This window comes from Marivita sp. S6314 (assembly GCF_023015985.1).
In the GTDB taxonomy this organism is placed as follows: Bacteria; Pseudomonadota; Alphaproteobacteria; order Rhodobacterales; family Rhodobacteraceae; genus Marivita.
Map to the genome: position 1 here is coordinate 487041 of NZ_JALKAO010000003.1, position 21513 is coordinate 508553.

Sequence of the window (21513 nt, forward strand, 5' to 3'; positions counted from 1 at the left end):
AGCAGGCACCCTAGGGTTTGCTAGGTTCCCTGCTTGCACGCAACGTCTTTACAAATCCATCAACAACCGGCGTGGGTCTTCCAGCGCCTCTTTGACACGGACCAAGAACGTCACCGCGCCTTTGCCGTCGACGATGCGGTGGTCGTAGCTGAGGGCGAGGTACATCATCGGGCGGATCTTGATCTCGCCGCCGATCACCATCGGGCGGTCCTGGATCTTGTGCATGCCGAGGATGCCCGACTGCGGTGGGTTGAGGATCGGCGAGGACATGAGCGAGCCGTAGACGCCACCGTTCGAGATGGTGAACGTGCCGCCCTGCATTTCGGCCATCGACAGCTTGCCGTCCCGCGCGCGGCGGCCTTTTTCGGCGATGGCCTTCTCAATCTCGGCGAAGGACATGGCGTCGGCATCGCGGATCACCGGAACCACAAGACCCTGCGGCGTGCCAGCCGCGACGCCCATGTGGACGAAGTTCTTGTAGACGATGTCGGTGCCGTCGATCTCGGCATTCACTTCCGGCACTTCTTTCAGCGCATGGCAGCAGGCCTTGGTGAAGAAGGACATGAAGCCCAAGCGGACGCCGTGCTTCTTCTCGAACTGGTCCTTGTACTGGCTGCGCAGCGCCATCACCTCGGTCATGTCGACCTCGTTATAGGTGGTCAGGATCGCGGCGGTGTTCTGCGCGTCCTTGAGGCGGCGGGCGATGGTCTGGCGCAGGCGGGTCATCTTCACCCGTTCCTCGCGCGCGGCATCGTCGGCGCTGACCGGGCCGCGTGGTGCTGCAGGCGCGGCGGCCGGGGCCGGGGCGCTTGAGGCGGCGGCGACGGCATTGGCGACATCGTCTTTCATGATGCGCCCGTCGCGGCCAGAGCCCTGGACCTGATCCGGTGACAGGCCCGCTTCGGCCATGGCTTTTTGAGCGGACGGTGCGTTTTCGATATCTTTACCACTTGTCGGAGCGCTGGCTGCCGGGGCAGGGGCTGCGGCGGCCGGAGCGGAGGCGGCTGCACCGACGCTGCCGCCGATCACACCCAGCTTGCCGCCAGCTTCGACGGTCGACCCTTCGGCGGCGGTGATTTCCGACAGGACACCGGCGGCAGGGGCCGGGACCTCGACGGACACTTTGTCGGTTTCCAACTCGCAGAGCATTTCGTCCTGCGCGACCGTGTCGCCCACGGCTTTGAACCAGGTCGAGACGGTGGCTTCGGATACGGATTCACCCAGCGTCGGGACCATCACGTCCACGCTTTCGCCGCCGCTTTCCTCGGCAGGGGCGGCCGCAGGGGCGGCCTCGGCCTTGGCGGGCGCGGCTGTGGCTTCGCCACCTTCGGAAAGGGTGGCCAGCAAGGCATCGACCCCGACGGTTTCGCCTTCGCCTGCGACGATCTCGGCCAAGGTGCCGGCGGCGGGCGAGGGCACTTCGACCGTCACCTTGTCGGTTTCAAGCTCGCACAGCATTTCATCGACAGCGACGCTGTCGCCCGGTTTCTTGAACCACGTGGCGACCGTGGCTTCGGTCACGGATTCGCCCAAGGTGGGGACTCGTACTTCGGTGGTCATTTATGCGTTCCCTTCGATCGTCAGCGCGTCGTTCACGAGCGCCTCTTGCTGTGCTTTGTGTTGGCTTGCGAGACCCGTTGCGGGCGACGCGGATGTGGCGCGGCCCACGTAGCGCGGGCGCGGGTGCTTGGCCTTGATGCGGCCCAGAACCCATTCGAGGTTCGGTTCCATGAAGGTCCAGCCCCCCTGGTTCTTGGGTTCTTCCTGACACCAGATCATTTCGGCATTCGGGAAGCGTTCGAGCTCCTTCACGGCAGAGATCGCCGGGAACGGGTAGAACTGCTCAAAACGCAGGATGTAGACATCGTCGATGCCGCGCGCGTCGCGTTCCTCAAGCAGGTCGTAGTAGACCTTGCCCGAACACATGACGACACGTTTGATCTTGTCGTCCGCCTTCAGCGTGGTGTCCGAATTGCCGTGCTGTGCGTCGTCCCAGAGGACGCGGTGGAAGCTCGATCCGGTGGTGAACTCTTCGGTTTTCGACACCGCCAGCTTGTGCCGCAGCAGCGACTTGGGCGTCATCAGGATCAGCGGCTTGCGGAACGACCGGTGCAGCTGGCGGCGCAGGATGTGGAAGTAGTTGGCCGGTGTCGTGCAATTGGCAACGATCCAGTTGTCCTGACCACACATCTGCAGGAACCGTTCGAGCCGGGCAGACGAGTGCTCTGGCCCTTGGCCTTCGAAGCCGTGGGGCAGAAGGCAGACAAGGCCCGACATGCGCAGCCACTTGGACTCGCCGGACGACACGAACTGGTCGAACATGATCTGCGCGCCGTTGGCGAAATCGCCGAACTGGGCTTCCCACAGCGTCAGGGCGTTGGGTTCGGCCAAAGAGTAGCCATATTCAAACCCAAGCACCGCGTATTCCGACAGGGCGGAGTCGATCACTTCGTAGCGCGCTTGCCCTTCGCGGATGTTGTTGAGCGGGTAATACCGTTCTTCGGTTTCCTGGTTCACAAGGCCGGAATGCCGCTGGCTGAACGTGCCGCGCGTGCTGTCCTGACCGGCCAGACGCACCGGGTAGCCTTCGGTCAGAAGCGACCCGAACGCCAGCGCTTCGGCTGTGGCCCAGTCAAAGCCTTCGCCCTTGTCGAACATGGCTTTGCGGGTTTCCAACAGGCGCGCCACGGTCTTGTGCAGCGGGAACGCGTCTGGCGCACGGGTGAGCGCGGTGCCGACCTGTTCCAGCGTTTCGGGTTTGATCGCCGTCTGGCCGCGCTGGTAGTCTTCCTGATCCTTGCGATCCAGATGGCTCCACCGTCCGTCCAGCCAGTCGGCCTTGTTGGGTTTATAGGTTTTGCCGCTCTCGAACTCTTCGTTCAGATGCGCCTGGAACGCGGCCTTCATATCTTCGATCTCGCCTTCGGGGATCAGACCGTCTTTGACAAGGCGTTCGGTATACAGCGACAGGGTTGTTTTGTGGCCTTTGATCTTCTTGTACATGACGGGGTTGGTGAACATCGGTTCATCCCCCTCGTTATGGCCAAAGCGGCGATAGCAGAAGATGTCGATCACAACGTCCTTGCCAAATTTCTGGCGGTACTCGGTTGCGACCTTGGCCGCGTGCACCACCGCTTCGGGGTCGTCGCCGTTGACGTGGAAAATCGGTGCTTCGACCACCAGCGCGTTGTCGGTGGGGTAGGGTGACGAACGCGAGAAGTGCGGCGCGGTGGTAAAGCCGATCTGGTTGTTGACCACGATATGCATCGTGCCGCCCGCCTTGTGGCCGCGTAGGCCGGACAGGGCGAAACATTCGGCAACCACACCCTGACCCGCAAACGCGGCATCGCCGTGCAGTAGGATCGGCATCACCTGTTTGCGCTCGGTGTCGCCGATCTGGTCCTGTTTGGCGCGCACCTTGCCAAGGACCACAGGATTCACCGCTTCAAGGTGGCTTGGGTTGGCGGTCAGCGACAGGTGGACAGAGTTGCCGTCAAATTCGCGGTCAGAGGACGCGCCAAGGTGGTATTTGACGTCACCAGAGCCATCCACATCTTCGGGTTTGAAGCTGCCGCCCTGGAATTCGTTGAAGATCGCGCGGTAGGGCTTTTGCATTACGTTGGCCAGCACCGACAAACGGCCCCGGTGGGGCATGCCGATGACAATCTCTTTCAGGCCAAGGTTGCCGCCGCGCTTGATGATCTGCTCCATCGCGGGGATCAGGCTTTCGCCGCCGTCCAGACCAAAGCGTTTGGTGCCCATGTATTTGACGTGGAGGAACTTTTCAAAGCCCTCGGCCTCGACCATCTTGTTCAGAATGGCTTTGCGGCCTTCGCGGGTGAAGGCGATTTCCTTGCCGTAGCCTTCGATCCGTTCCTTGAGCCAGGCGGATTGTTCAGGATCGGAGATGTGCATGTATTGCAGCGCAAACGTGCCGCAATAGGTGCGTTTGACGATCTCCACGATCTCGCGCATGGAGGCGATCTGCAGGCCCAGAACGTTGTCGATAAAGATCGGGCGGTCCATGTCGGCCTCGGTGAAGCCATAGGATTTCGGGTCAAGCTCCGGGTGGGCCGTCTGTTCACGCATGCCCAGCGGATCGAGGTCTGCGGCAAGGTGGCCCCTGATCCGGTAGGCGCGGATCAGCATCAGCGCGCGGATGCTGTCGAGCACGGCGCGCTGGATGGCGTCGTCTGTGATCTCGACACCTTTTTCCTGCGCCTTGGCCTTGATCTTGTCTCCGGCGGCTTTCGCCTCGACCGGTGCGACAGGCCACTGGCCGTCCAGTGCGGCGGTCAGATCATCGTTCGGCACAGGCGGCCAGTCGGCGCGCGCCCAGCTTGGGCCCTGCGCCTCTTGTTTGACGCTGATCTCATCATCGCCCAACTGCCGGAAGAACGCCTGCCACGCCTGATCGACCGCGTTGGGGTCATTGGCATAGCGCGCGTACATCTGTTCGAGGTACTCCGCATTGTGCCCCTGCATGAAGCTGGAGGCGTGGAATTGATCGTTGGGGGATTGGTCGGTCATTGGGGCACCTCATTAGGGTTGGGACCGTATTCGTTGGGACCGGGTTGGGAGGGGAGCAAAAGCTGACCGGTTGTCACGGAAAACTGCATCAGAAACCGGATGAAAAGAACGAGTGCTAAGGCGACAAGGCAAAGTGACGCCAGACCAAACAGTAGATCACCCACCAAGTTCCCATATGGCAGTGGCGAGCGTTCCAAACCAAATACGCTGTAGGCGTTGTAAAAAAGCTGGTAGGCGCAGAAAAACGTGCATGCGCTCATGGCGAAGTATCCCCATGGCATGAGCGCTTCGTTGCCATTTTCTCCTGTGTCTTGGAGCCGTCTGAAATTGGCCGATAACAATGGTATCGCGAAAAGAACCGCCGCAAGAACACGAGCCAAGTATGTTGCATCGACAACAAAAGCGACAAAAAATGCAGCTATTGGAAGGGCAATGCCGAAAGGAAAAAAACGCCAATAGGCTTTGCGCGACATACGACCACGAAATGCAATTGAGTTTAGATTTATAAGCATGCTGTCAATTGCCCGAAACACCGCGTTGCTTTCGGCCATGCCAGAAGTGTTCATGCATATTCCACTCACCATCTCGTGCTTCCCGCGCGGCGGTAACGCCGGGCAGCGCCCGACCCTCCCCATGGGAGGGCGCTTTCAGCACCCACCCAGGGTCGGGCGCTGCCCTCACTCCTGAAGAACGCCCTTCTGGTCATTTACCCAATCGCCTCAAGCACGGCCTCACCCAGTGACGCGGGGCTTTCCGCCACAACGATGCCAGCGGATTTCATCGCTTCGATCTTGTCCTCGGCACCGCCTTTGCCACCGGCGACGATCGCGCCAGCGTGGCCCATGCGGCGGCCCGGAGGGGCGGTGCGGCCCGCGATAAAGCCTGCGATGGGCTTCCAGCGGCCTTTCTTTTTCTCAGAAGCGAGGAATTCGGCGGCTTCTTCTTCCGCAGAACCACCAATCTCACCGATCATGATGATGCTCTCGGTCTCGTCATCGGCCAGGAACCATTCCAGCACGTCGATATGCTCGGTCCCCTTGATCGGGTCACCGCCGATGCCGACGCAGGTGGACTGGCCGAGGCCCACATCCGTGGTCTGCTTCACCGCTTCGTAGGTCAGCGTGCCGGAGCGCGAGACAACGCCAACGGTGCCGCGCTTGTGGATGTGGCCGGGCATGATGCCGATCTTGCAGGCGTCCGGCGTGATCACACCGGGGCAGTTGGGGCCGATCAGGCGGCTTTTGCTGTCCTGCAGCGCGCGCTTGACCTTCATCATGTCCATCACCGGGATGCCTTCGGTGATGCAGCAGATCACTTCCATTTCGGCGTCAATCGCTTCAAGGATCGAGTCCGCAGCGAAGGGCGGCGGCACGTAGATGACGGACGCGTTCGCGCCCGTGACGTGCTTGGCCTCGTGAACCGAGTTGAAGACCGGCAGGTCCAGATGCGTCTGCCCGCCTTTGCCCGGTGTCACACCGCCGACCATCTTGGTGCCATAGGCGATGGCCTGTTCGGTGTGGAATGTGCCCTGCGACCCGGTGAGGCCCTGGCAGATGACTTTGGTGTTTTCGTCGATGAGGACGGCCATGTTGGTGGCTCCTTACAATTCGTGTTCTTTGATAAGCTGTGCATGACTGCCCCGCATCTTTTGCAAGGCGTGCGCTAACTCTTTGTTTGCTTCATTTCGAAGCGAGTTGATTTTCTCGGTTGGTACATTGAGACTGACACTCCGGTTCTCGTCGACGGATTTCGCAGCAATGCCGACCCATTCTTCGACCTCTGACCTGATCTGTTGCAGCTTCTCCGACGCTTCGCGATCTATCCAGGGTTCAACCTTATTGGATGACCAAACCGTAAGCTCGATAATCGACTTCAACATTTCGGACGGTTCGGTTGAGAACCGAGGACAAGTGTTCAAGGCTTCGTAAACCGCGTCCCATCTTTGTCTGCGAAGCTGCCATGCAAACTCCATTCGCATCTTCGCTCTATCTCGACGCAAACCGAAGAAGTCTGCGGCAATAACTGTCACTATTGAGGCCGCAATTGATGCCCCGACAGTTAACAAATGAGTGCCGCCAACTTCCATTTTAGATCACCCCTTAACCGCTTTCACGATCTTCTCGGCACCGTCCTTGAGGTCATCCGCTGCAATCACGTCAACGTCGGAGTTGTTGATGATCGCTTTGCCCTCTTCGACGTTTGTGCCTTCGAGGCGCACAACCAGTGGCACCTTGAGGCCAACCTCTTTCACAGCAGCGACCACGCCCTCCGCGATCACATCGCAGCGCATGATGCCGCCGAAGATGTTGACGAGGATGCCTTTTACGTTGGGGTCAGAGGTGATGATCTTGAACGCTTCGGTCACCTTTTCCTTGGTCGCGCCGCCGCCCACGTCGAGGAAGTTGGCGGGCTCAGCCCCGTAGAGTTTGATGATGTCCATCGTCGCCATGGCAAGGCCCGCGCCGTTGACCATGCAGCCGATCTCGCCGTCGAGCGCGATGTAGTTGAGGTCATACTTGGAGGCTTCGAGTTCCTTGGGGTCTTCCTCGGTCTCGTCGCGCAGTTCGGCGATGTCGGGGTGGCGGTAGATGGCGTTGCCGTCAAAACCCATCTTGGCGTCGAGGCATTTGAGATCGCCGCTGTCGGTGACGATGAGCGGGTTGATTTCGAGCATCTCCATGTCTTTTTCGATGAACATTTTGTAGAGCGTGCCCATGAGTGCGACGCATTGCTTCACCTGCTTGCCGGTCAGGCCAAGGTTGAACGCGATGCGGCGGCCGTGGAAGGCCTGGTAGCCGGTGGCGGGATCGACCGAGAAGCTGAGGATTTTCTCTGGCGTGCTTTCCGCGACTTCCTCGATGTCCATGCCGCCTTCGGTGGAGGCCACAAAGGACACGCGGGAGGTTTGGCGATCCACCAGAAGGGCGAGGTACATCTCGGTCTCGATGCCGGAGCCGTCTTCGATATAGATGCGGTTGACCTGCTTGCCCGCGTCGCCGGTTTGCTTGGTGACAAGCGTGCGGCCCAGCATCTTCTTGGCCTCTTCAGCGGCTTCAGATGCGGATTTCGCAAGACGCACACCACCGGCATCGCCAGCGGACTCTTCCTTGAACGATCCCTTGCCGCGACCACCTGCGTGGATCTGCGCCTTGACCACCCAGAGCGGGCCGTCCATTTCGCCTGCTTTGGTCTTGGCCTCTTCGGCCTTGAGAACCACGCGGCCATCCGACACCGGGGCGCCGTAGCTGCGTAGCAGGGCTTTCGCCTGATACTCGTGGATGTTCATCGGTCAACTGTCCCGTCTATTGCTGCGATTTTTCCCGATATAAGTGCGGGGGGATGTCGGATTTAAAGGCTTTTTTGCCGCACCGGGGCCTGAGACGGGAAAAAGCGACATTTGTGATCACACGTGAAAATCGTGTGATCACATAATTGTTTGCAACGTGCTGGCGTAGCCTTCAGCGTCGAAGACAAGTGATTCCTTCGACGCTCCGGTGCAGGCCGTCAACGCGTGGATATTTTGATGTTCCATCGACGTCAGACGTCGCAGATGTGTGGGCTAAATCGCCAATTCGTTGATCAACCGTCGCATCTGACGGGCAAACGTACTTTTCGGGTCAATGAATTTCGAACCAAATTTTGCGAGGTCCGGGTCTGCGTCAATAGCATCGACGGCCCATTCTTGGTCGTCGGGGGGCATTTGAGGGTCTTCCATCTCGATGTCGATCGACAAGAGCCTCGCGCTTGGAAGGGCGCGCATGCAGGTTGATGCGATCGTTTGCCAAGCAGGATGGAGGCGAAGCGGGCCTTCTTCGGTGTTTTGATATGCGGCCAAAAGGCGATTGTCGAACACCAGCAACGCGACCTGACTGCAGGTTTTCGTCGGAGAGACGATGACCGTTTTCGTGTTTTTGTTGGCGTGCGTCTTCAGGACGGCTTCTGCTTCAGCTGCCGTGGACACGGTTTGCTCTACTTGGGGGCGCGTGCGCGCCATCAGGGTGATTATGCAATTCTGGCCGAAGCGGGCCACTGCGCGTTTGATACCACGACCATCGCCGGGATCGAACATCAACTTCCGAGTTACCGGTAGGCCCGCCATGGCAAGCGTATGCCGAAGCCTCTGGTGTCCGGAATGGTTTGCATGAACGCACGAAAACCATCCATTCACTTGCGGGGACGTAAAGGTCAGCCGAGATGTGCTGTTCAGTTGAACCACATCATCGAGTTCCGTGACGAGCGGAGCCTTTGCCTCTTTGGCGCAGAGCGTTTTGATGACGTCGCTTGCGCGCAGTGGTTTGGTTTGTCCCTTAGACATATTGAACGCTGTTTTGCGCGTTCCAGCAGCGTCTTTCGGCAGGATCACATATGCGCTGTCAACGTATTTTGGTTTGTGTCGCGTATCGAGAAGTTTGCTGACCAGCGTCGATATTTCTTCTTTCGTCGCGGTGCCCGAGATGGTGCACTCGTCATCGCATTGAATGCCCATGATATTCGCGTTGTTTGCTGCGACGGCTTCGGCAAATGCCTGTAATTCGTTTATCCGGGCACCTTGGCAAGATATGCGAAACGGCTCAGCTTTAGGTTTTTGGGTCGCTTTTCCGAAGTAGTGTTGGACGATCAGTTTTGGACAATCGACGGATCGACCCACGGGCGGATACAAAGCCCCGAAGAGCGCAGGTTGAGGATTGGTTTCGCAGATCAATGCGGTGCCGTTCGGTTCTTCGAAATCCCGGCAAAGGACATCCATTCCAAGCGGGCCGGTATAATCAAGCGCCTCGGCGACCGAACGGGCGACCTTGTCAACCGGGGCAGACAACCGCCCGTTGATCGGCAACAGGTCGCCGCCAGAGCTTACGCTTTGCGTGAGACCCAGAAGAACAGCTTCGCCCTTGTTCAGGACGGTGGACATATCCACGCCCTGAAGGCGCACCAATTCCTGCGCTCGTTTATCGGTGGGGATCATCGCGACACGCAACGCCGGGCTGACCGCGCGCCGTGTATTTTTGGCATCTACCAGCTCCTGTACTGTCGAGCGCCCGTCACCGATCACATTCGGCGGGATTTTGAGGTATGCACACACAACCTTTTTGTCCAAAATGACGGCGCGCAAGTCGCAACCGACAAACGTCTCTTCCATCATGATTGGCGATTGACGGCGGCTGCTTCGTGCGTAGGACCAGGCTTCTTTCAGGGCCACATCGTCGTAAATCCCGACTGTCACGCCCAAGCCCTGGCGACCGCGCGACGGTTTCAGGACAACAGATGGCCCAATGGACGGGCGAATCTCGCGGGCATGTTCGAGGCTTGTGACCTGCTGTCCTCGCGCATGCGGAATGTGGTTCTTGGCGTAAAACACCTTCTGCACGAGCTTGTCGGCGCAGAATGTGTCGATGATGGGTTTCATCGCACTCGGTTGAGCGGCGGCAAAGCCGACTTTTTGTGTTCCGTTGTCGATAGTTAAACGGCGGGCTGGCAGGCTTGGAAACGCCGATACTGTCAATCCCTGTTCATGTGCGGCCCGTACGATTTCGGTCGCGTCTGTTGAGGCCGTGATATCATACGCATTGTCAGTTAAAGCAGCGTATTCTTCGAAATAGGGACGAAAGATCCTGTGATAAAATTCGAGGGTAGCTTCCGTGCCATGTGGTTCGGTAAATGGTTTAATGGCCGTGATTTTCATCATGCACGCCTTATGGTTCCTGCTCCAATCGGGCGGATCAAAACGTAATGTCATCGGCTAGAACGACTGTTTATTACTGCTCGCCCATTTTTTTAATCAGCGTAGCGGTTTGGGGCGAAAAACCTCAGCATTGTTGAGGCTCAAACATGAATGCTGTGCCGGTTGTGGCTTCTCGCGCACAGTTGATCACGGGTTATTGATGCGTGTTTTTTTGCATATGCCCACGAAAAAAGGCCCGGCGATTGTGCGCTGGGCCTTTCGTCAAAGCTAAAAAGCGGCCGCCTTTTTACTTCAGGCTGTCGTCGATGCCCTTGCAGGCCTCAACGAGGCCCTTCACCGCGTTGACGGAGTTGTCGAACATGGCTTGTTCGTCTTTTGCCAGTTCGATGTTCACGATCTTCTCGATCCCGCCAGCGCCGATGATGGTCGGGACGCCGACGTAGAAGCCGTCGAGGCCAAACTCGCCATCACACCATGCTGCGCAGGGCAGGAGGCGTTTTTGGTCCTTGAGGTAGGCTTCGGCCATTTCGATGGCGGAGGTTGCCGGGGCGTAGAAGGCGGAGCCGGTTTTCAGCAGGCCGACGATTTCTGCGCCGCCGTCGCGGGTGCGCTGGACGATGGCGTCGAGCTTTTCCTGCGTGGTCCAGCCCATTTTCACCAGATCGGGCAGCGGGATACCGGCAACGGTGGAATAGCGTGTGAGCGGCACCATCGTGTCGCCGTGACCGCCGAGAACGAAGGCTGTGACGTCTTTCATCGACACATCGAATTCGAGGCTGAGGAAGTGACGGAAGCGCGCGGAGTCGAGAACACCCGCCATGCCGCAGACCTTGTTCGCGGGCAGGCCGGAGAATTGCTGCAACGCCCACACCATCGCGTCGAGCGGGTTGGTGATGCAGATAACAAACGCGTCGGGGGCGTTGGCGGCGATGCCTTCGCCGACGGATTTCATGACCTTGAGGTTGATGCCCAGCAGGTCGTCGCGGCTCATGCCGGGCTTGCGCGGCACACCGGCGGTGACGATGCAGACGTCTGCGCCTGCGATATCGGCGTAGTCCTGGGTGCCTTTCAGTTTGGCATCGAAGCCTTCGGACGGGCCGGATTCTGCGATGTCGAGCGCTTTGCCCTCTGGGGTGCCTTCTGCGATGTCAAAGAGAACAACGTCGCCGAGTTCTTTGAGCGCAACAAGGTGGGCGAGTGTGCCACCGATTTGTCCTGCGCCGATAAGGGCAATCTTGGGTCTGGCCATGGAAACTATCTCCGGTCCGTTTGAAATTTGCGTTCTGCTAGTCCGACTGAGGGCGTTTCGCAAGTGCGGTGCTGACGCACCTCTTGGGTGGTGCGGGGCGGATCGGGGGGATATGTCTTGGAAATCCATTGAATTATCGAGGCGAAAATGGACGCATTGAGTTGGGCAGTTTTCGCTTTGGGCATTCCTGCGGCCGTGTTCGCGGGGGTGTCAAAGGGGGGCTTTGGGTCAGGCGCGGCCTTTGCCAGCGCGTCGATTCTTGCGCTTGCCTTTGAACCCGCGATGGCGCTTGGGATCATGTTGCCGCTCTTGATGCTGATCGATGTGAGCAGCCTTCCGACCTATTGGAAAAAGTGGAGCTGGCCCGAGGTGCGGCTTTTGCTGCTGGGCGGCGTGCCGGGGACGTTTCTGGGGGCGGTGTTCTTTGGCATGGTCGAGGCGAATGCGATCCGGTTGATCATCGGAGGCATCTCGATCGCGTTTGTCCTGTGGCAATTGGCACGGGCGTCGGGCGTTTTGAAACTGGGCACGCGCGAGACATCGCCAGCGGTTGGCATCGCGGCAGGGGTCGGGCTGGGTTTTACCAGTTTCATCAGCCATGCCGGTGGTCCGGTGGCGGCGGTCTACCTGTTGGGACGGCGGTTGAGCAAAACGGCCTATCAGGCGTCGACCGTGATCGTGTTCTGGGCGATGAATGTGCTCAAGGCCGCGATCTATGCTGTGATGGGGTTCTTCACCGTTGAAACGCTGACCATCAACCTGGTGCTGGCGCCGTTTGCGGTGCTGGGGACGTGGATTGGCATCCGGGCGCATCATGTTGTGCCAGAACGCCTGTTTTTTGGACTGACCTATGTGTTGCTGACAGTCACGGGATCAAAACTGATCTGGGATGCGCTGAGCTAGGCATCCTCGTTCGGCACGGGCAGCGCTTCGGCCAGGGTTTCAAAGGCCTGACCGCTGGCCACGAGGCAGGTTGTGCCGGCGGTGTTAGTGACCGTGATGGTCCATGTCCCGGTGTCCTTTGAGGCAAACACTTCGATAACCACGTTGTTTTGCCCGATGCCGATGGATTGTCGCGTCTCGCCGTAGGCGCTGGCCAGACGTTCAACAACCAGGTCGCGCGGCGCGCAGTTTTGTTGCGCCTGTGTCAGTGTTGCGGATGCGAAAAGCGCGCCAAGGCCGAGAATGGCATATTTCATGAAGTCCTGAGTCATAACGTTCCCCGTCTGTGTGCGTGTCGGGAAATCGTCCTTAAAGGGGGCTTACAATTGGTTAACGCTGCGTCCGCAAAGCTGCTTTCGGGGCTTTTTTCTGCGGTGCGGCAAATCTGATCTTGCAGTTTTTGCAAAAGAATGTAGCTCTCGGACGCAACTTTATTTCGCAGGTTTCGGCCAGGAGATTCTTATGGACATGCGCAGCCGCCCGTATCGTTCGGTTCTTTACATCCCCGGATCGAAAGATCGCGCGCTGGACAAGGCGCGGAGTTTGCCTGTCGACGCGGTGATTTTCGATCTGGAAGACGCGGTTGCGGCGGATGAAAAACCGGCTGCGCGGGCCACATTGACGGCCGCGCTGGCGCAGGGCGGGTATGGCGCGCGGGTGCGGATCGTGCGGATCAACGGGTTGGACACCGCGTGGGGGCAGGCGGATGCCGAAGCCGTGTGCGATATGGACTGCGATGCGGTGCTGTTGCCAAAGGTTGAAAGCGCGGCCCAGCTGGACCAGTTGGCCGCGATCACCGGCGATCTGCCGATCTGGGCGATGATGGAAACACCGCGCGGCATGTTGAACGCGCCGGAGATTGCCGCGCATCCCAAACTCGCAGGGATGGTCATGGGGACCAATGACCTTGCCAAGGAATTGCAGTCGCGGTTCCGTCCGGACCGGTTGCCGATGATGACGTCGCTGTCGCTGTGCCTTCTGGCGGCCAAGGCCGAAGGGCGCGTTATCGTGGATGGCGTGTATAATGCGTTCAAGGATGACGACGGGCTAAAGGCGGAATGCGCGCAGGGCCGGGATATGGGGTTTGACGGCAAGACCCTGATCCATCCGGCGCAGGTGGACATCGCCAACAGCGCCTTTGCCCCGGCACCGGAAGAGATCGACCTTGCGCAGCGCCAGATCGCCGCGTTTGAACAGGCGGAGGCCGAAGGACAGGGCGTTGCGGTGGTCGACGGCAAGATCGTTGAAAACCTTCACGTTGCCACGGCCCGTGAAATACTGGCAAAAGCAGAGGCAATTGAAGCGATCAACGCGGGGTAAGCCATGATCGGTATTCTTGTACTCGGACTTCTTATCTGGATGGGCGCGCATTTCTTCAAGCGCGTCGCACCGGAACAGCGCGCAGCGATGGGCGACAAAGGCAAAGGACTGGTCACGGTTCTGTTGGTTGTCAGCCTTGGGTTGATGATCTGGGGCTATCGTGCGTCAGAGTTTATCAACGTCTGGTATCCGCCAGCGTTCATGACGCATATCAACAACCTGCTGATGCTGGTGGCGATTTTCGTCTTCGGGATGAGCGCCACGACAGGCCGGTTGCGGGGCAAGATGCGCCATCCGCAGCTGACGGCGGTCAAGATCTGGGCGGTGGCGCACTTGCTGGTGAACGGCGATCTGGCGTCGATCATCCTGTTTGGCGGGATGCTGGCCTGGGCCGTGGCCGAGGTGATCCTGATCAACAAGGCGGTGCCGGTCTGGGATCGGCCTCAACCGGGTGAGGCGAAGAAAGACATCCTGCTCGTTGTGATCACGATTGTGGTCTACGTGGTGGTGTCGCTTGTCCACCTGTGGCTTGGCGTGTCGCCATTCGGGGGCTGACGGGATGAAAATCTACCGATTGCTGACCGAAGACGACACCTCTGCGTTCTGTCACAAGGTCTCCGAAGCGCTGAGCAAGGGATGGGAGCTTTATGGCGATCCCACTTACGCGTTTGATCACGCCAATGGCGTGATGCGCTGCGGTCAGGCGGTGACAAAAGAGATCGATACGCCCTATTCGCCGGACATGAAGCTGGGGCAGCAATAACGGGTGCCGGGCAGAAGCCCGGCCTACGAAGGACGTTCCATGACGAAGACAAATGCAGGCCGGTTCTTTGAGGACTATTCCATCGGTCAGGTGATCCGACACGCCGTGCCGCGCACGGTCAAGATGGGGGAACGGGCGCTGTATCATGCGCTCTATCCGGCACGGCATGCGCTGTATTCGTCGGACCAGTTTGCGCAGGACTGCGGCCTTCCGTTCAGCCCGCTGGACGACATGATCGCGTTTCACGTGGTGTTCGGAAAAACCGTGCCAGATGTGTCTTTGAACGCAGTGGCCAATCTTGGCTATGCCGAGGGACGGTGGATCAAACCTGTCTGGCCCGGCGATACGTTGCGGTCTGAATCCGAGGTGATCGGGGTCAAACAGAACTCGAACGGCAAAACCGGGGTTGTCTGGGTGCGCACACGGGGGCTGAACCAGCATGATGAGCTGGTTCTGGAATATGTGCGCTGGGTCATGGTGCGCAAACGCGATGTGGATGCGCCTGCCCCCGAGACGGTTGTGCCCGAGTTGAACAAAGTTGTGCCGGTGGGCGATCTGGTGATCCCCAAGGGCCTTGATTTCACCAAGTATGATTTTGACTTGGCGGGCGAGGCGCATCGCTGGGGCGATTATGAGGTTGGTGAAAAGATCGACCATGTGGACGGCGTGACGATCGAGGAAGCCGAACACATGATGGCGACGCGGCTTTGGCAGAACACGGCCAAGGTGCATTTCGATGCGTCCGCGCGTCCCGATGGCCGCCGGCTGATCTATGGCGGGCATGTCATCAGCATGGCGCGGGCGTTGTCGTTCAACGGCTTGGCCAATGCGCAGATGATCGTGGGGCTGAATGGTGGTGCGCATGCGAACCCCTGCTTTAGCGGCGATACGGTGCGGGCGTGGTCCGAGGTGCTGGACAAGGCGGAGACGGATGGGCCGGGGGTTGGCGCTGTTCGGTTGCGGCTGGTGGCCGTGAAAGAGGGCGGATCGTTTGACCTGAAAGGCGATGACGGGAAATACCTGCCGCATGTCTTGCTTGATCTGGATTACTGGGCTTTGATGCCCGTGTGAGACACGCGCTTGTCATATTGGCATTGATGGCGACGCCGGTTGCGGCGGACGAGGCCGAAGACGCGTTTGTCGAGGCCAATATCATTGGCATTTTCTATCACGAACTGGGTCATGCGCTGATCGACGTGATGCAGATGCCGGTGTTCGGGCAAGAGGAAGACGCGGCGGATGTGGCGTCGATCCTGTTGATTGACCAGCTGTACGAGCCGGAATTTGCTTTGCAGATGGCGTATGATGTGTCCGACGGATTCTGGGCCGAGGCGCAGATGAACCGGGACACCCCGTTGCCCTATTGGGATGTGCATGGCCCGGACGAGCAGCGCTTTTACAACACCGTGTGCCTGTTCTATGGCGGGGATCCCGACGCGCGGGACGATTTTGCCGAGGATATGGGATTGCCGGAGGAACGGGCGGAGTATTGCCCCGAGGAATATGACCTGGCGTCCGATAGCTGGGGGACGGTGTTCGAAGGTCTTGGCGGCGACGGTGTGCCGATGGCGTTCCGCGCGGATGATCCCGCGACCTTTACGGCACAGTTGATTGCGGCCGAAGTTGAGGCGATGAACGCGGATTTTTTGTTGCCGACCGAAGTTGTTGTGCGAGCCGAAGCCTGTGGCGAAGCGAATGCGTTTTATGACCCGTCGGACCAGTCGATCACCATGTGCGAAGAGTTCGAAGGACATCTGCGGGAGCTTTACGCCCTTCTAAATGAATGAAACGCATGGGACGGGCGCGCGCGGTGGAGTGCCCTGATTTGTGGTCACGATCACTCTGCGGTCCCAAGTGGATTCGCCTGGAATCGCGGGTTGGGGCGGGTCGGTAAACAGCCCAGCTTGCCTATTGGTCGTAAATGTGATCACAGCAAAGAAAAGTGTGATCACGAAACCTTCAGTTTGGTCGAATTTTGGCAAAAAACCCGCAAACTGCGCGGTCCTGTCTCGTGACACCTTACAAAAATGCAATAAAAAGACGGTCAGGAACCGAAAAGGACTCAGACCATGGCTGACGTCAATCGGGGCAACCGGCCCCTTTCTCCGCATTTGCAGGTGTACCGCCCGCAATTAACGTCCATCACCTCCATCCTGACACGGATCACCGGGAACGCTTTGATCGTCGCCGCGTTGTTGATTGTCTGGTGGCTTCTGGCGGCATCGACCGGATCAGAATATTTCGCCGTCGCGAACGGGTTTGTCACAAGCTGGTTCGGCGATATCGTGATGTTCCTGTCCGTCTGGGCGCTTTGGTATCATTCCCTGGCGGGTGTGCGGCACCTGATCTGGGACAATGCCAAGATGCTGGAACTGGACAAGGCCGAGATGCTTGGCTGGATGGTGATCATCGGGTCCGGCGTTCTGACAATCTTTACTGCAATCGTACTTTGGTGAGGCGCGACACATGGCTTTTTTGACTGACCGCAAACGCGCCGTTGGCTGGGGCGCTGCCAAATCCGGGACCGAACATGCCTGGTCGATGAAGAAATCATCGGTTGCTTTGCTGTTCCTGATCCCCCTTTTCGTCTTCACCTTTGGTGCTGTGTTGGGCGACTCCTTTGAGGAGGTTCAGGCCTATTACGCCCGACCATTCCCGGCCATCATCGCCGCGTTGACGTTGCTTGTTGGGTTCAAGCATTTCAACGACGGTTTCCAAGTCCTGATCGAAGACTACGTGCATGGATTGTGGGGCAAGGTCCTGATCCTGGGCATGACCTGCATCAGCTACGGCGCGGCCGCCGTTGGCATTTTCGCAATCGCCAAAATGGCCCTTTGAATTATCGGAGTTTCCAAGACTATGGCTGCATACGAATACGAGACGCATGATTATGACGTCGTGGTCGTGGGTGCGGGCGGCGCAGGGTTGCGCGCCACACTGGGCATGGCAGAGCAAGGGTTGCGCACCGCGTGTGTGACCAAGGTGTTCCCGACCCGGTCGCACACGGTTGCGGCGCAGGGCGGCATCGCGGCGTCGCTGTCGAACATGGGGCCGGATCACTGGCAGTGGCACATGTACGACACTGTGAAAGGGTCGGACTGGCTGGGTGATACGGACGCGATGGAATACCTTGCCCGCGAAGCGCCCAAGGCGGTTTACGAACTTGAGCACTACGGCGTGCCGTTCTCGCGCACCGAGGAAGGCAAGATTTACCAGCGTCCCTTTGGCGGACACACCACCGAGTTCGGGGAAGGCCCACCCGTGCAGCGCACCTGTGCCGCCGCCGACCGGACCGGACACGCGATCTTGCACACGCTTTATGGCCAGTCGCTGAAGAACAACGCGGAATTCTACATCGAGTATTTCGCCATTGATCTGATCATGTCTGACGATGGTGCCTGCACAGGCGTTGTCTGCTGGAAGCTGGACGATGGCACCATGCATGTGTTCAACGCCAAGATGGTGGTGTTGGCGACCGGTGGTTATGGCCGGGCTTATTTCAGCGCGACGTCTGCGCATACCTGCACCGGCGACGGTGGCGGTATGGTGGCCCGTGCCGGGTTGCCGCTTCAGGATATGGAGTTTGTGCAGTTTCACCCGACGGGCATCTACGGTTCTGGCTGTCTGATCACCGAGGGCGCGCGTGGCGAAGGTGGGTATCTCACCAACTCTGAAGGTGAGCGCTTCATGGAGCGCTATGCGCCGAATTACAAAGACCTTGCGCCACGCGATTATGTGTCCCGCTCGATGACGATGGAAATCCGCGAAGGGCGCGGTGTGGGGGACGAGGGGGATCACATCCACCTGAACCTGTCGCACCTGCCTGCGGAAGCCTTGGCCGAACGTCTGCCGGGGATTTCGGAGTCTGCGAAGATCTTTGCGGGTGTGGATGTCACGAAAGAGCCGATCCCGGTTCTGCCGACGGTGCATTACAACATGGGCGGCATTCCGACGAACTATTGGGGTGAGGTGGTCAACCCGACCGCCGAAGACCCGAACGCGATTGTTCCCGGCTTGATGGCCGTGGGCGAAGCGGGCTGTGCGTCTGTGCATGGGGCGAACCGCCTTGGGTCGAACTCTCTGATCGACCTTGTGGTCTTTGGCCGGGCTGCGGCGATCCGCGCCGGTAAGGTTGTTGATCCTGAAAGCGCGGTGCCAGCGACCAATACCGCGTCTGTCGATAAGGCGTTCGACCGGTTCGACGGCTTGCGCAATGCAACCGGTGCGATCCCGACCGCCGATCTGCGGCTTGAGATGCAGAAAACGATGCAGGCGGATGCGGCTGTGTTCCGGACGGCGAAGACGATGAAAGAAGGTCTGGACAAGATGACCGCGATTGCGGGCAAGCTGGATGATCTGCAGGTCACCGACCGGTCCCTGGTCTGGAACAGTGACCTGATGGAAACGCTGGAACTGACCAACCTGATGCCGAACGCTTTGGCGACGATTGCCGGGGCCGAGGCGCGCAAGGAAAGCCGTGGCGCGCATGCGCATGAGGATTACACGACGCGGGATGACGAGAACTGGCGCGTCCATACCATTGCGCGGGTTGAGGGCAACAAGACCGATCTGAGCTATCGCCCGGTGGTGGTTGATCCGCTGTCAACCGAAGAGCAAGGGGGCATTTCGCTCAAGAAGATCGCACCGAAAGAGCGGACGTTCTGATGCGCGCGATCCTCGCGTTTGGTCTTTTTCTCGCGGCCTGCTCTCCGCAGGCGCAGGACGAGATCGCACGCGAGGCGGCGCGGTCTGCGATCACGCCGGTTCTTGTGGACCGGTTTCCCGGCGTGCCGTTGGAACCGACGCTGGATTGTGTGATCGACAATGCAAGCGCGGTGCAAATTCGGGCGCTGGCGCTGGATAGCGTGACTGGCCCTACTGAAAATACGGTGCAAATCGTGAGTGATATCGTCTCGAAACCCGAGACACTGACTTGTCTGGCGGCCGAAGGCCTGCCAGCCCTGCTTCGATAAGGAGAGAGACATGGTACAACTGACGCTCCCCAAGAATTCGACCATGCGCACGGGCAAAACCTGGCCCAAGCCCGAGGGTGCCACCAATGTGCGGAAATTCAGCATCTATCGCTGGTCGCCTGATGATGGCGAAAACCCGCGGGTGGATACGTATTTCGTTGATATGGACAAATGCGGCCCGATGGTTCTGGACGCGCTGATCAAGATCAAGAACGAGATCGACCCGACGCTGACGTTCCGCCGGTCCTGCCGCGAGGGGATCTGTGGGTCCTGCGCGATGAATATCGACGGGATCAACACGTTGGCCTGTATCTACGGGTTGGACGAGATCACGGGCGACGTGAAAATCTATCCGCTGCCGCACATGCCGGTGGTGCGCGACCTGATCCCGGACCTCACGCATTTTTACGCGCAGCACGCGTCGATCATGCCATGGCTTGAGACCAAGACGAACCGTCCCGCGAAAGAGTGGAAGCAGTCTATCGAGGACCGAAAAAAGCTGGATGGCCTGTATGAATGCGTGATGTGCGCGTCCTGTTCGACATCGTGCCCGTCCTATTGGTGGAATGGCGACCGGTATCTTGGACCCGCCGCGCTTTTGCATGCGTATCGCTGGATCATCGATTCGCGCGATGAGGCGACAGGGGAGCGGTTGGACGAGTTGGAAGATCCGTTCAAGCTTTACCGATGCCACACGATCATGAACTGTACCAAGACCTGCCCGAAAGGCCTGAACCCGGCAAAAGCGATTGCCGAGATCAAGAAGATGATGGTCGAACGCCACGTTTGATCCGTTTTGGACAGTGTTCTCCTACAAGCTGTTTTGTTATCGACACTGGCCGGAATTTCGATTCCGGCCGGTGCTTTTCTGGCGCGTTTTGACGGGGTTCTGCCCGGTTGGCTGCGCGAAGAGTTCCGTCATTCCGTGATCGCCTTTGGGGGTGGTGCGTTGTTTTCCGCGATTGCCCTGGTGCTTGTTCCGGAAGGGACCGACCGGGTCGGCGCGCTGCCTGCGTTGATCCTGTTCGGGGCGGGCGGATTGGTTTTTGGCCTGCTGGACTATCGTTTGTCGCAGGGCAAAAGCCGCGTGTCGCAGTTCATGGCAATGATGCTGGACTATATCCCCGAGGCGATGGCCTTAGGCGCGATGCTGGTAGGACAGGTTGATGTGGCGTTGCTTTTGGCGTGTCTGATCGCGCTGCAAAACCTGCCTGAAGGGTTCAATGCCTGGCGCGAAATGGCCGGGACGGGTCACCGGCCACGGTTGATCTGGGTGTTTCTGGCGATGGTGCCTGTTGGACCGGCTGCTGCGTTGATTGGTCTTTATGTGCTTGGGGACATGCCCGAGGTGCTTGGGGGGATCATGCTGTTTTCGGCGGGGGGCATTCTGTACCTGATCTTCGAAGATGTTGCGCCGCAGGTGCCGTTGCAACAGGCCTGGGGCCCACCAATGGGGGCTGTTCTGGGCTTTATGCTGGGATTGGCGGGGCATTTAGCGCTTGGGTAATGCGCGTCAGGACCCGTTGTTTTCATCACGGACTTTTTGCAGTGATTGCGATACACTTGTCCCAGCCCGCTGCAGGCCATGCCGATCGTCGGTGTCGCGTGCATGGCGTTCACAGGAGCAGCCATCATTTCTGACCTTATCCAGATCATCTATTCGTCGCGTCCCTTTGGGTATGACGACGCGATGCTGAACGGCGTTCTGATGGACGCGCGGCGGTGCAATATGCGGGACGGGGTGAGCGGGGCGCTGATTTGCCGACAGGATGTGTACCTGCAATTGCTGGAAGGGCCAGCGCAAGCTGTTGAGGCGACGTGTGACCGCATCCGGCGGGATGACCGGCATCTTGAAATGGCCATTCGTGTGAACCAGCAGGTGGCAGCGCGCATGTTCGGCGACTGGGCGATGTTCCATGATCCGGCGAAATCTTGGCTTTGGAGCGCGCAAGACATATCCGACGGTGCGTTGGAGCGGGCCAGCGGAGCGCATTTCAAACAGGTTTTCGAACGTCTTGCAGCAGATGCAAAGACGGGCTGAGACACGCAAGGCCGA

General features: G+C 59.1%; 22 protein-coding genes. 13 read left to right on the top strand and 9 right to left on the bottom strand.

Annotated elements, in window-relative coordinates; translation table 11 throughout:
- Positions 1-48: 48 nt before the first annotated feature.
- The 8 genes from odhB to mdh form a co-directional block, all read right to left on the bottom strand.
- Positions 49-1560, bottom strand: a complete 1512-nt coding sequence (gene odhB / locus MWU54_RS10960; RefSeq protein WP_247083223.1) for a 2-oxoglutarate dehydrogenase complex dihydrolipoyllysine-residue succinyltransferase — start codon at positions 1558-1560, stop codon at positions 49-51.
- On the bottom strand, positions 1561-4530 hold the full coding sequence (locus tag MWU54_RS10965) for a 2-oxoglutarate dehydrogenase E1 component (RefSeq protein ID WP_247083225.1): 2970 nt from the start codon (positions 4528-4530) through the stop codon (positions 1561-1563).
- Entirely contained in the window at positions 4527-5081 is a 555-nt protein-coding gene (locus MWU54_RS10970; RefSeq protein WP_247083227.1) for a DUF805 domain-containing protein, read from the bottom strand. The genes MWU54_RS10965 and MWU54_RS10970 overlap by 4 nt, the downstream gene beginning before the upstream one ends.
- 155 nt (positions 5082-5236) lie before the next feature.
- Positions 5237-6118 carry a succinate--CoA ligase subunit alpha gene (gene sucD / locus MWU54_RS10975; protein ID WP_247083229.1) on the bottom strand — a complete coding sequence of 294 codons (882 nt, stop codon included), beginning with the start codon at positions 6116-6118 and terminating at the stop codon, positions 5237-5239.
- Between the two features lie 12 nt (positions 6119-6130).
- Positions 6131-6616 carry a hypothetical protein gene (locus MWU54_RS10980; protein WP_247083231.1) on the bottom strand — a complete coding sequence of 162 codons (486 nt, stop codon included), beginning with the start codon at positions 6614-6616 and terminating at the stop codon, positions 6131-6133.
- Between the two features lie 6 nt (positions 6617-6622).
- Positions 6623-7816: an ADP-forming succinate--CoA ligase subunit beta gene (gene sucC, locus MWU54_RS10985; protein WP_247083233.1), complete on the bottom strand. Its 1194-nt coding sequence runs from the start codon at positions 7814-7816 to the stop codon at positions 6623-6625.
- A gap of 273 nt (positions 7817-8089) precedes the next feature.
- Entirely contained in the window at positions 8090-10213 is a 2124-nt protein-coding gene (locus tag MWU54_RS10990; protein ID WP_247083234.1) for a hypothetical protein, read from the bottom strand.
- A 283-nt stretch (positions 10214-10496) separates the two neighbouring features.
- Entirely contained in the window at positions 10497-11459 is a 963-nt protein-coding gene (gene mdh, locus MWU54_RS10995) for a malate dehydrogenase (RefSeq protein ID WP_247083236.1), read from the bottom strand.
- Between the two features lie 147 nt (positions 11460-11606).
- Here mdh and MWU54_RS11000 point away from each other — a divergent pair, with 147 nt between their 5' ends.
- Positions 11607-12362, top strand: a complete 756-nt coding sequence (locus tag MWU54_RS11000) for a sulfite exporter TauE/SafE family protein (RefSeq protein ID WP_247083238.1) — start codon at positions 11607-11609, stop codon at positions 12360-12362.
- Here MWU54_RS11000 and MWU54_RS11005 read toward each other — a convergent pair.
- Complete coding sequence (locus MWU54_RS11005) at positions 12359-12673, bottom strand: hypothetical protein (protein ID WP_247083240.1); 315 nt, start codon at positions 12671-12673, stop codon at positions 12359-12361. The two genes, MWU54_RS11000 and MWU54_RS11005, sit on opposite strands and share 4 nt — an antisense overlap.
- Before the next feature lie 190 nt (positions 12674-12863).
- On the opposite strand from MWU54_RS11005, the gene MWU54_RS11010 reads away from it, so the two are divergent.
- The 12 genes from MWU54_RS11010 (at position 12864) to MWU54_RS11065 (ending at position 21498) form a co-directional block, all read left to right on the top strand.
- A complete protein-coding gene (locus MWU54_RS11010) occupies positions 12864-13721 on the top strand; it encodes a CoA ester lyase (RefSeq protein WP_247083242.1) in 858 nt (285 codons plus the stop codon).
- A gap of 3 nt (positions 13722-13724) precedes the next feature.
- Entirely contained in the window at positions 13725-14276 is a 552-nt protein-coding gene (locus tag MWU54_RS11015) for an NnrU family protein (protein ID WP_247083244.1), read from the top strand.
- A 4-nt stretch (positions 14277-14280) separates the two neighbouring features.
- Positions 14281-14484, top strand: coding sequence for a DUF1737 domain-containing protein (locus MWU54_RS11020; protein ID WP_247083246.1), 204 nt, complete (start codon positions 14281-14283; stop codon positions 14482-14484).
- A gap of 39 nt (positions 14485-14523) precedes the next feature.
- A complete protein-coding gene (locus tag MWU54_RS11025) occupies positions 14524-15555 on the top strand; it encodes a MaoC family dehydratase (RefSeq protein ID WP_247083248.1) in 1032 nt (343 codons plus the stop codon).
- Between the two features lie 26 nt (positions 15556-15581).
- The gene (locus MWU54_RS11030; RefSeq protein WP_247083250.1) at positions 15582-16271 is read left to right on the top strand and encodes a DUF4344 domain-containing metallopeptidase; all 690 of its coding nucleotides are present in this window, start codon (positions 15582-15584) and stop codon (positions 16269-16271) included.
- Positions 16272-16553: 282 nt separating this feature from the next.
- Positions 16554-16940, top strand: coding sequence for a succinate dehydrogenase, cytochrome b556 subunit (gene sdhC, locus MWU54_RS11035; RefSeq protein WP_247083252.1), 387 nt, complete (start codon positions 16554-16556; stop codon positions 16938-16940).
- A gap of 10 nt (positions 16941-16950) precedes the next feature.
- Positions 16951-17322, top strand: coding sequence for a succinate dehydrogenase, hydrophobic membrane anchor protein (gene sdhD / locus MWU54_RS11040; RefSeq protein WP_247083254.1), 372 nt, complete (start codon positions 16951-16953; stop codon positions 17320-17322).
- Between the two features lie 21 nt (positions 17323-17343).
- Positions 17344-19149 carry a succinate dehydrogenase flavoprotein subunit gene (gene sdhA, locus MWU54_RS11045; RefSeq protein WP_247083256.1) on the top strand — a complete coding sequence of 602 codons (1806 nt, stop codon included), beginning with the start codon at positions 17344-17346 and terminating at the stop codon, positions 19147-19149.
- Entirely contained in the window at positions 19149-19457 is a 309-nt protein-coding gene (locus MWU54_RS11050; protein ID WP_247083258.1) for a hypothetical protein, read from the top strand. Before sdhA ends, MWU54_RS11050 begins: the two co-directional genes overlap by 1 nt.
- 10 nt (positions 19458-19467) lie before the next feature.
- Entirely contained in the window at positions 19468-20247 is a 780-nt protein-coding gene (locus MWU54_RS11055; protein ID WP_247083260.1) for a succinate dehydrogenase iron-sulfur subunit, read from the top strand.
- A gap of 33 nt (positions 20248-20280) precedes the next feature.
- A complete protein-coding gene (locus tag MWU54_RS11060; protein WP_247083262.1) occupies positions 20281-20964 on the top strand; it encodes a divalent cation transporter in 684 nt (227 codons plus the stop codon).
- Positions 20965-21066: 102 nt separating this feature from the next.
- The gene (locus MWU54_RS11065) at positions 21067-21498 is read left to right on the top strand and encodes a BLUF domain-containing protein (protein WP_247083264.1); all 432 of its coding nucleotides are present in this window, start codon (positions 21067-21069) and stop codon (positions 21496-21498) included.
- Positions 21499-21513: the final 15 nt, after the last annotated feature.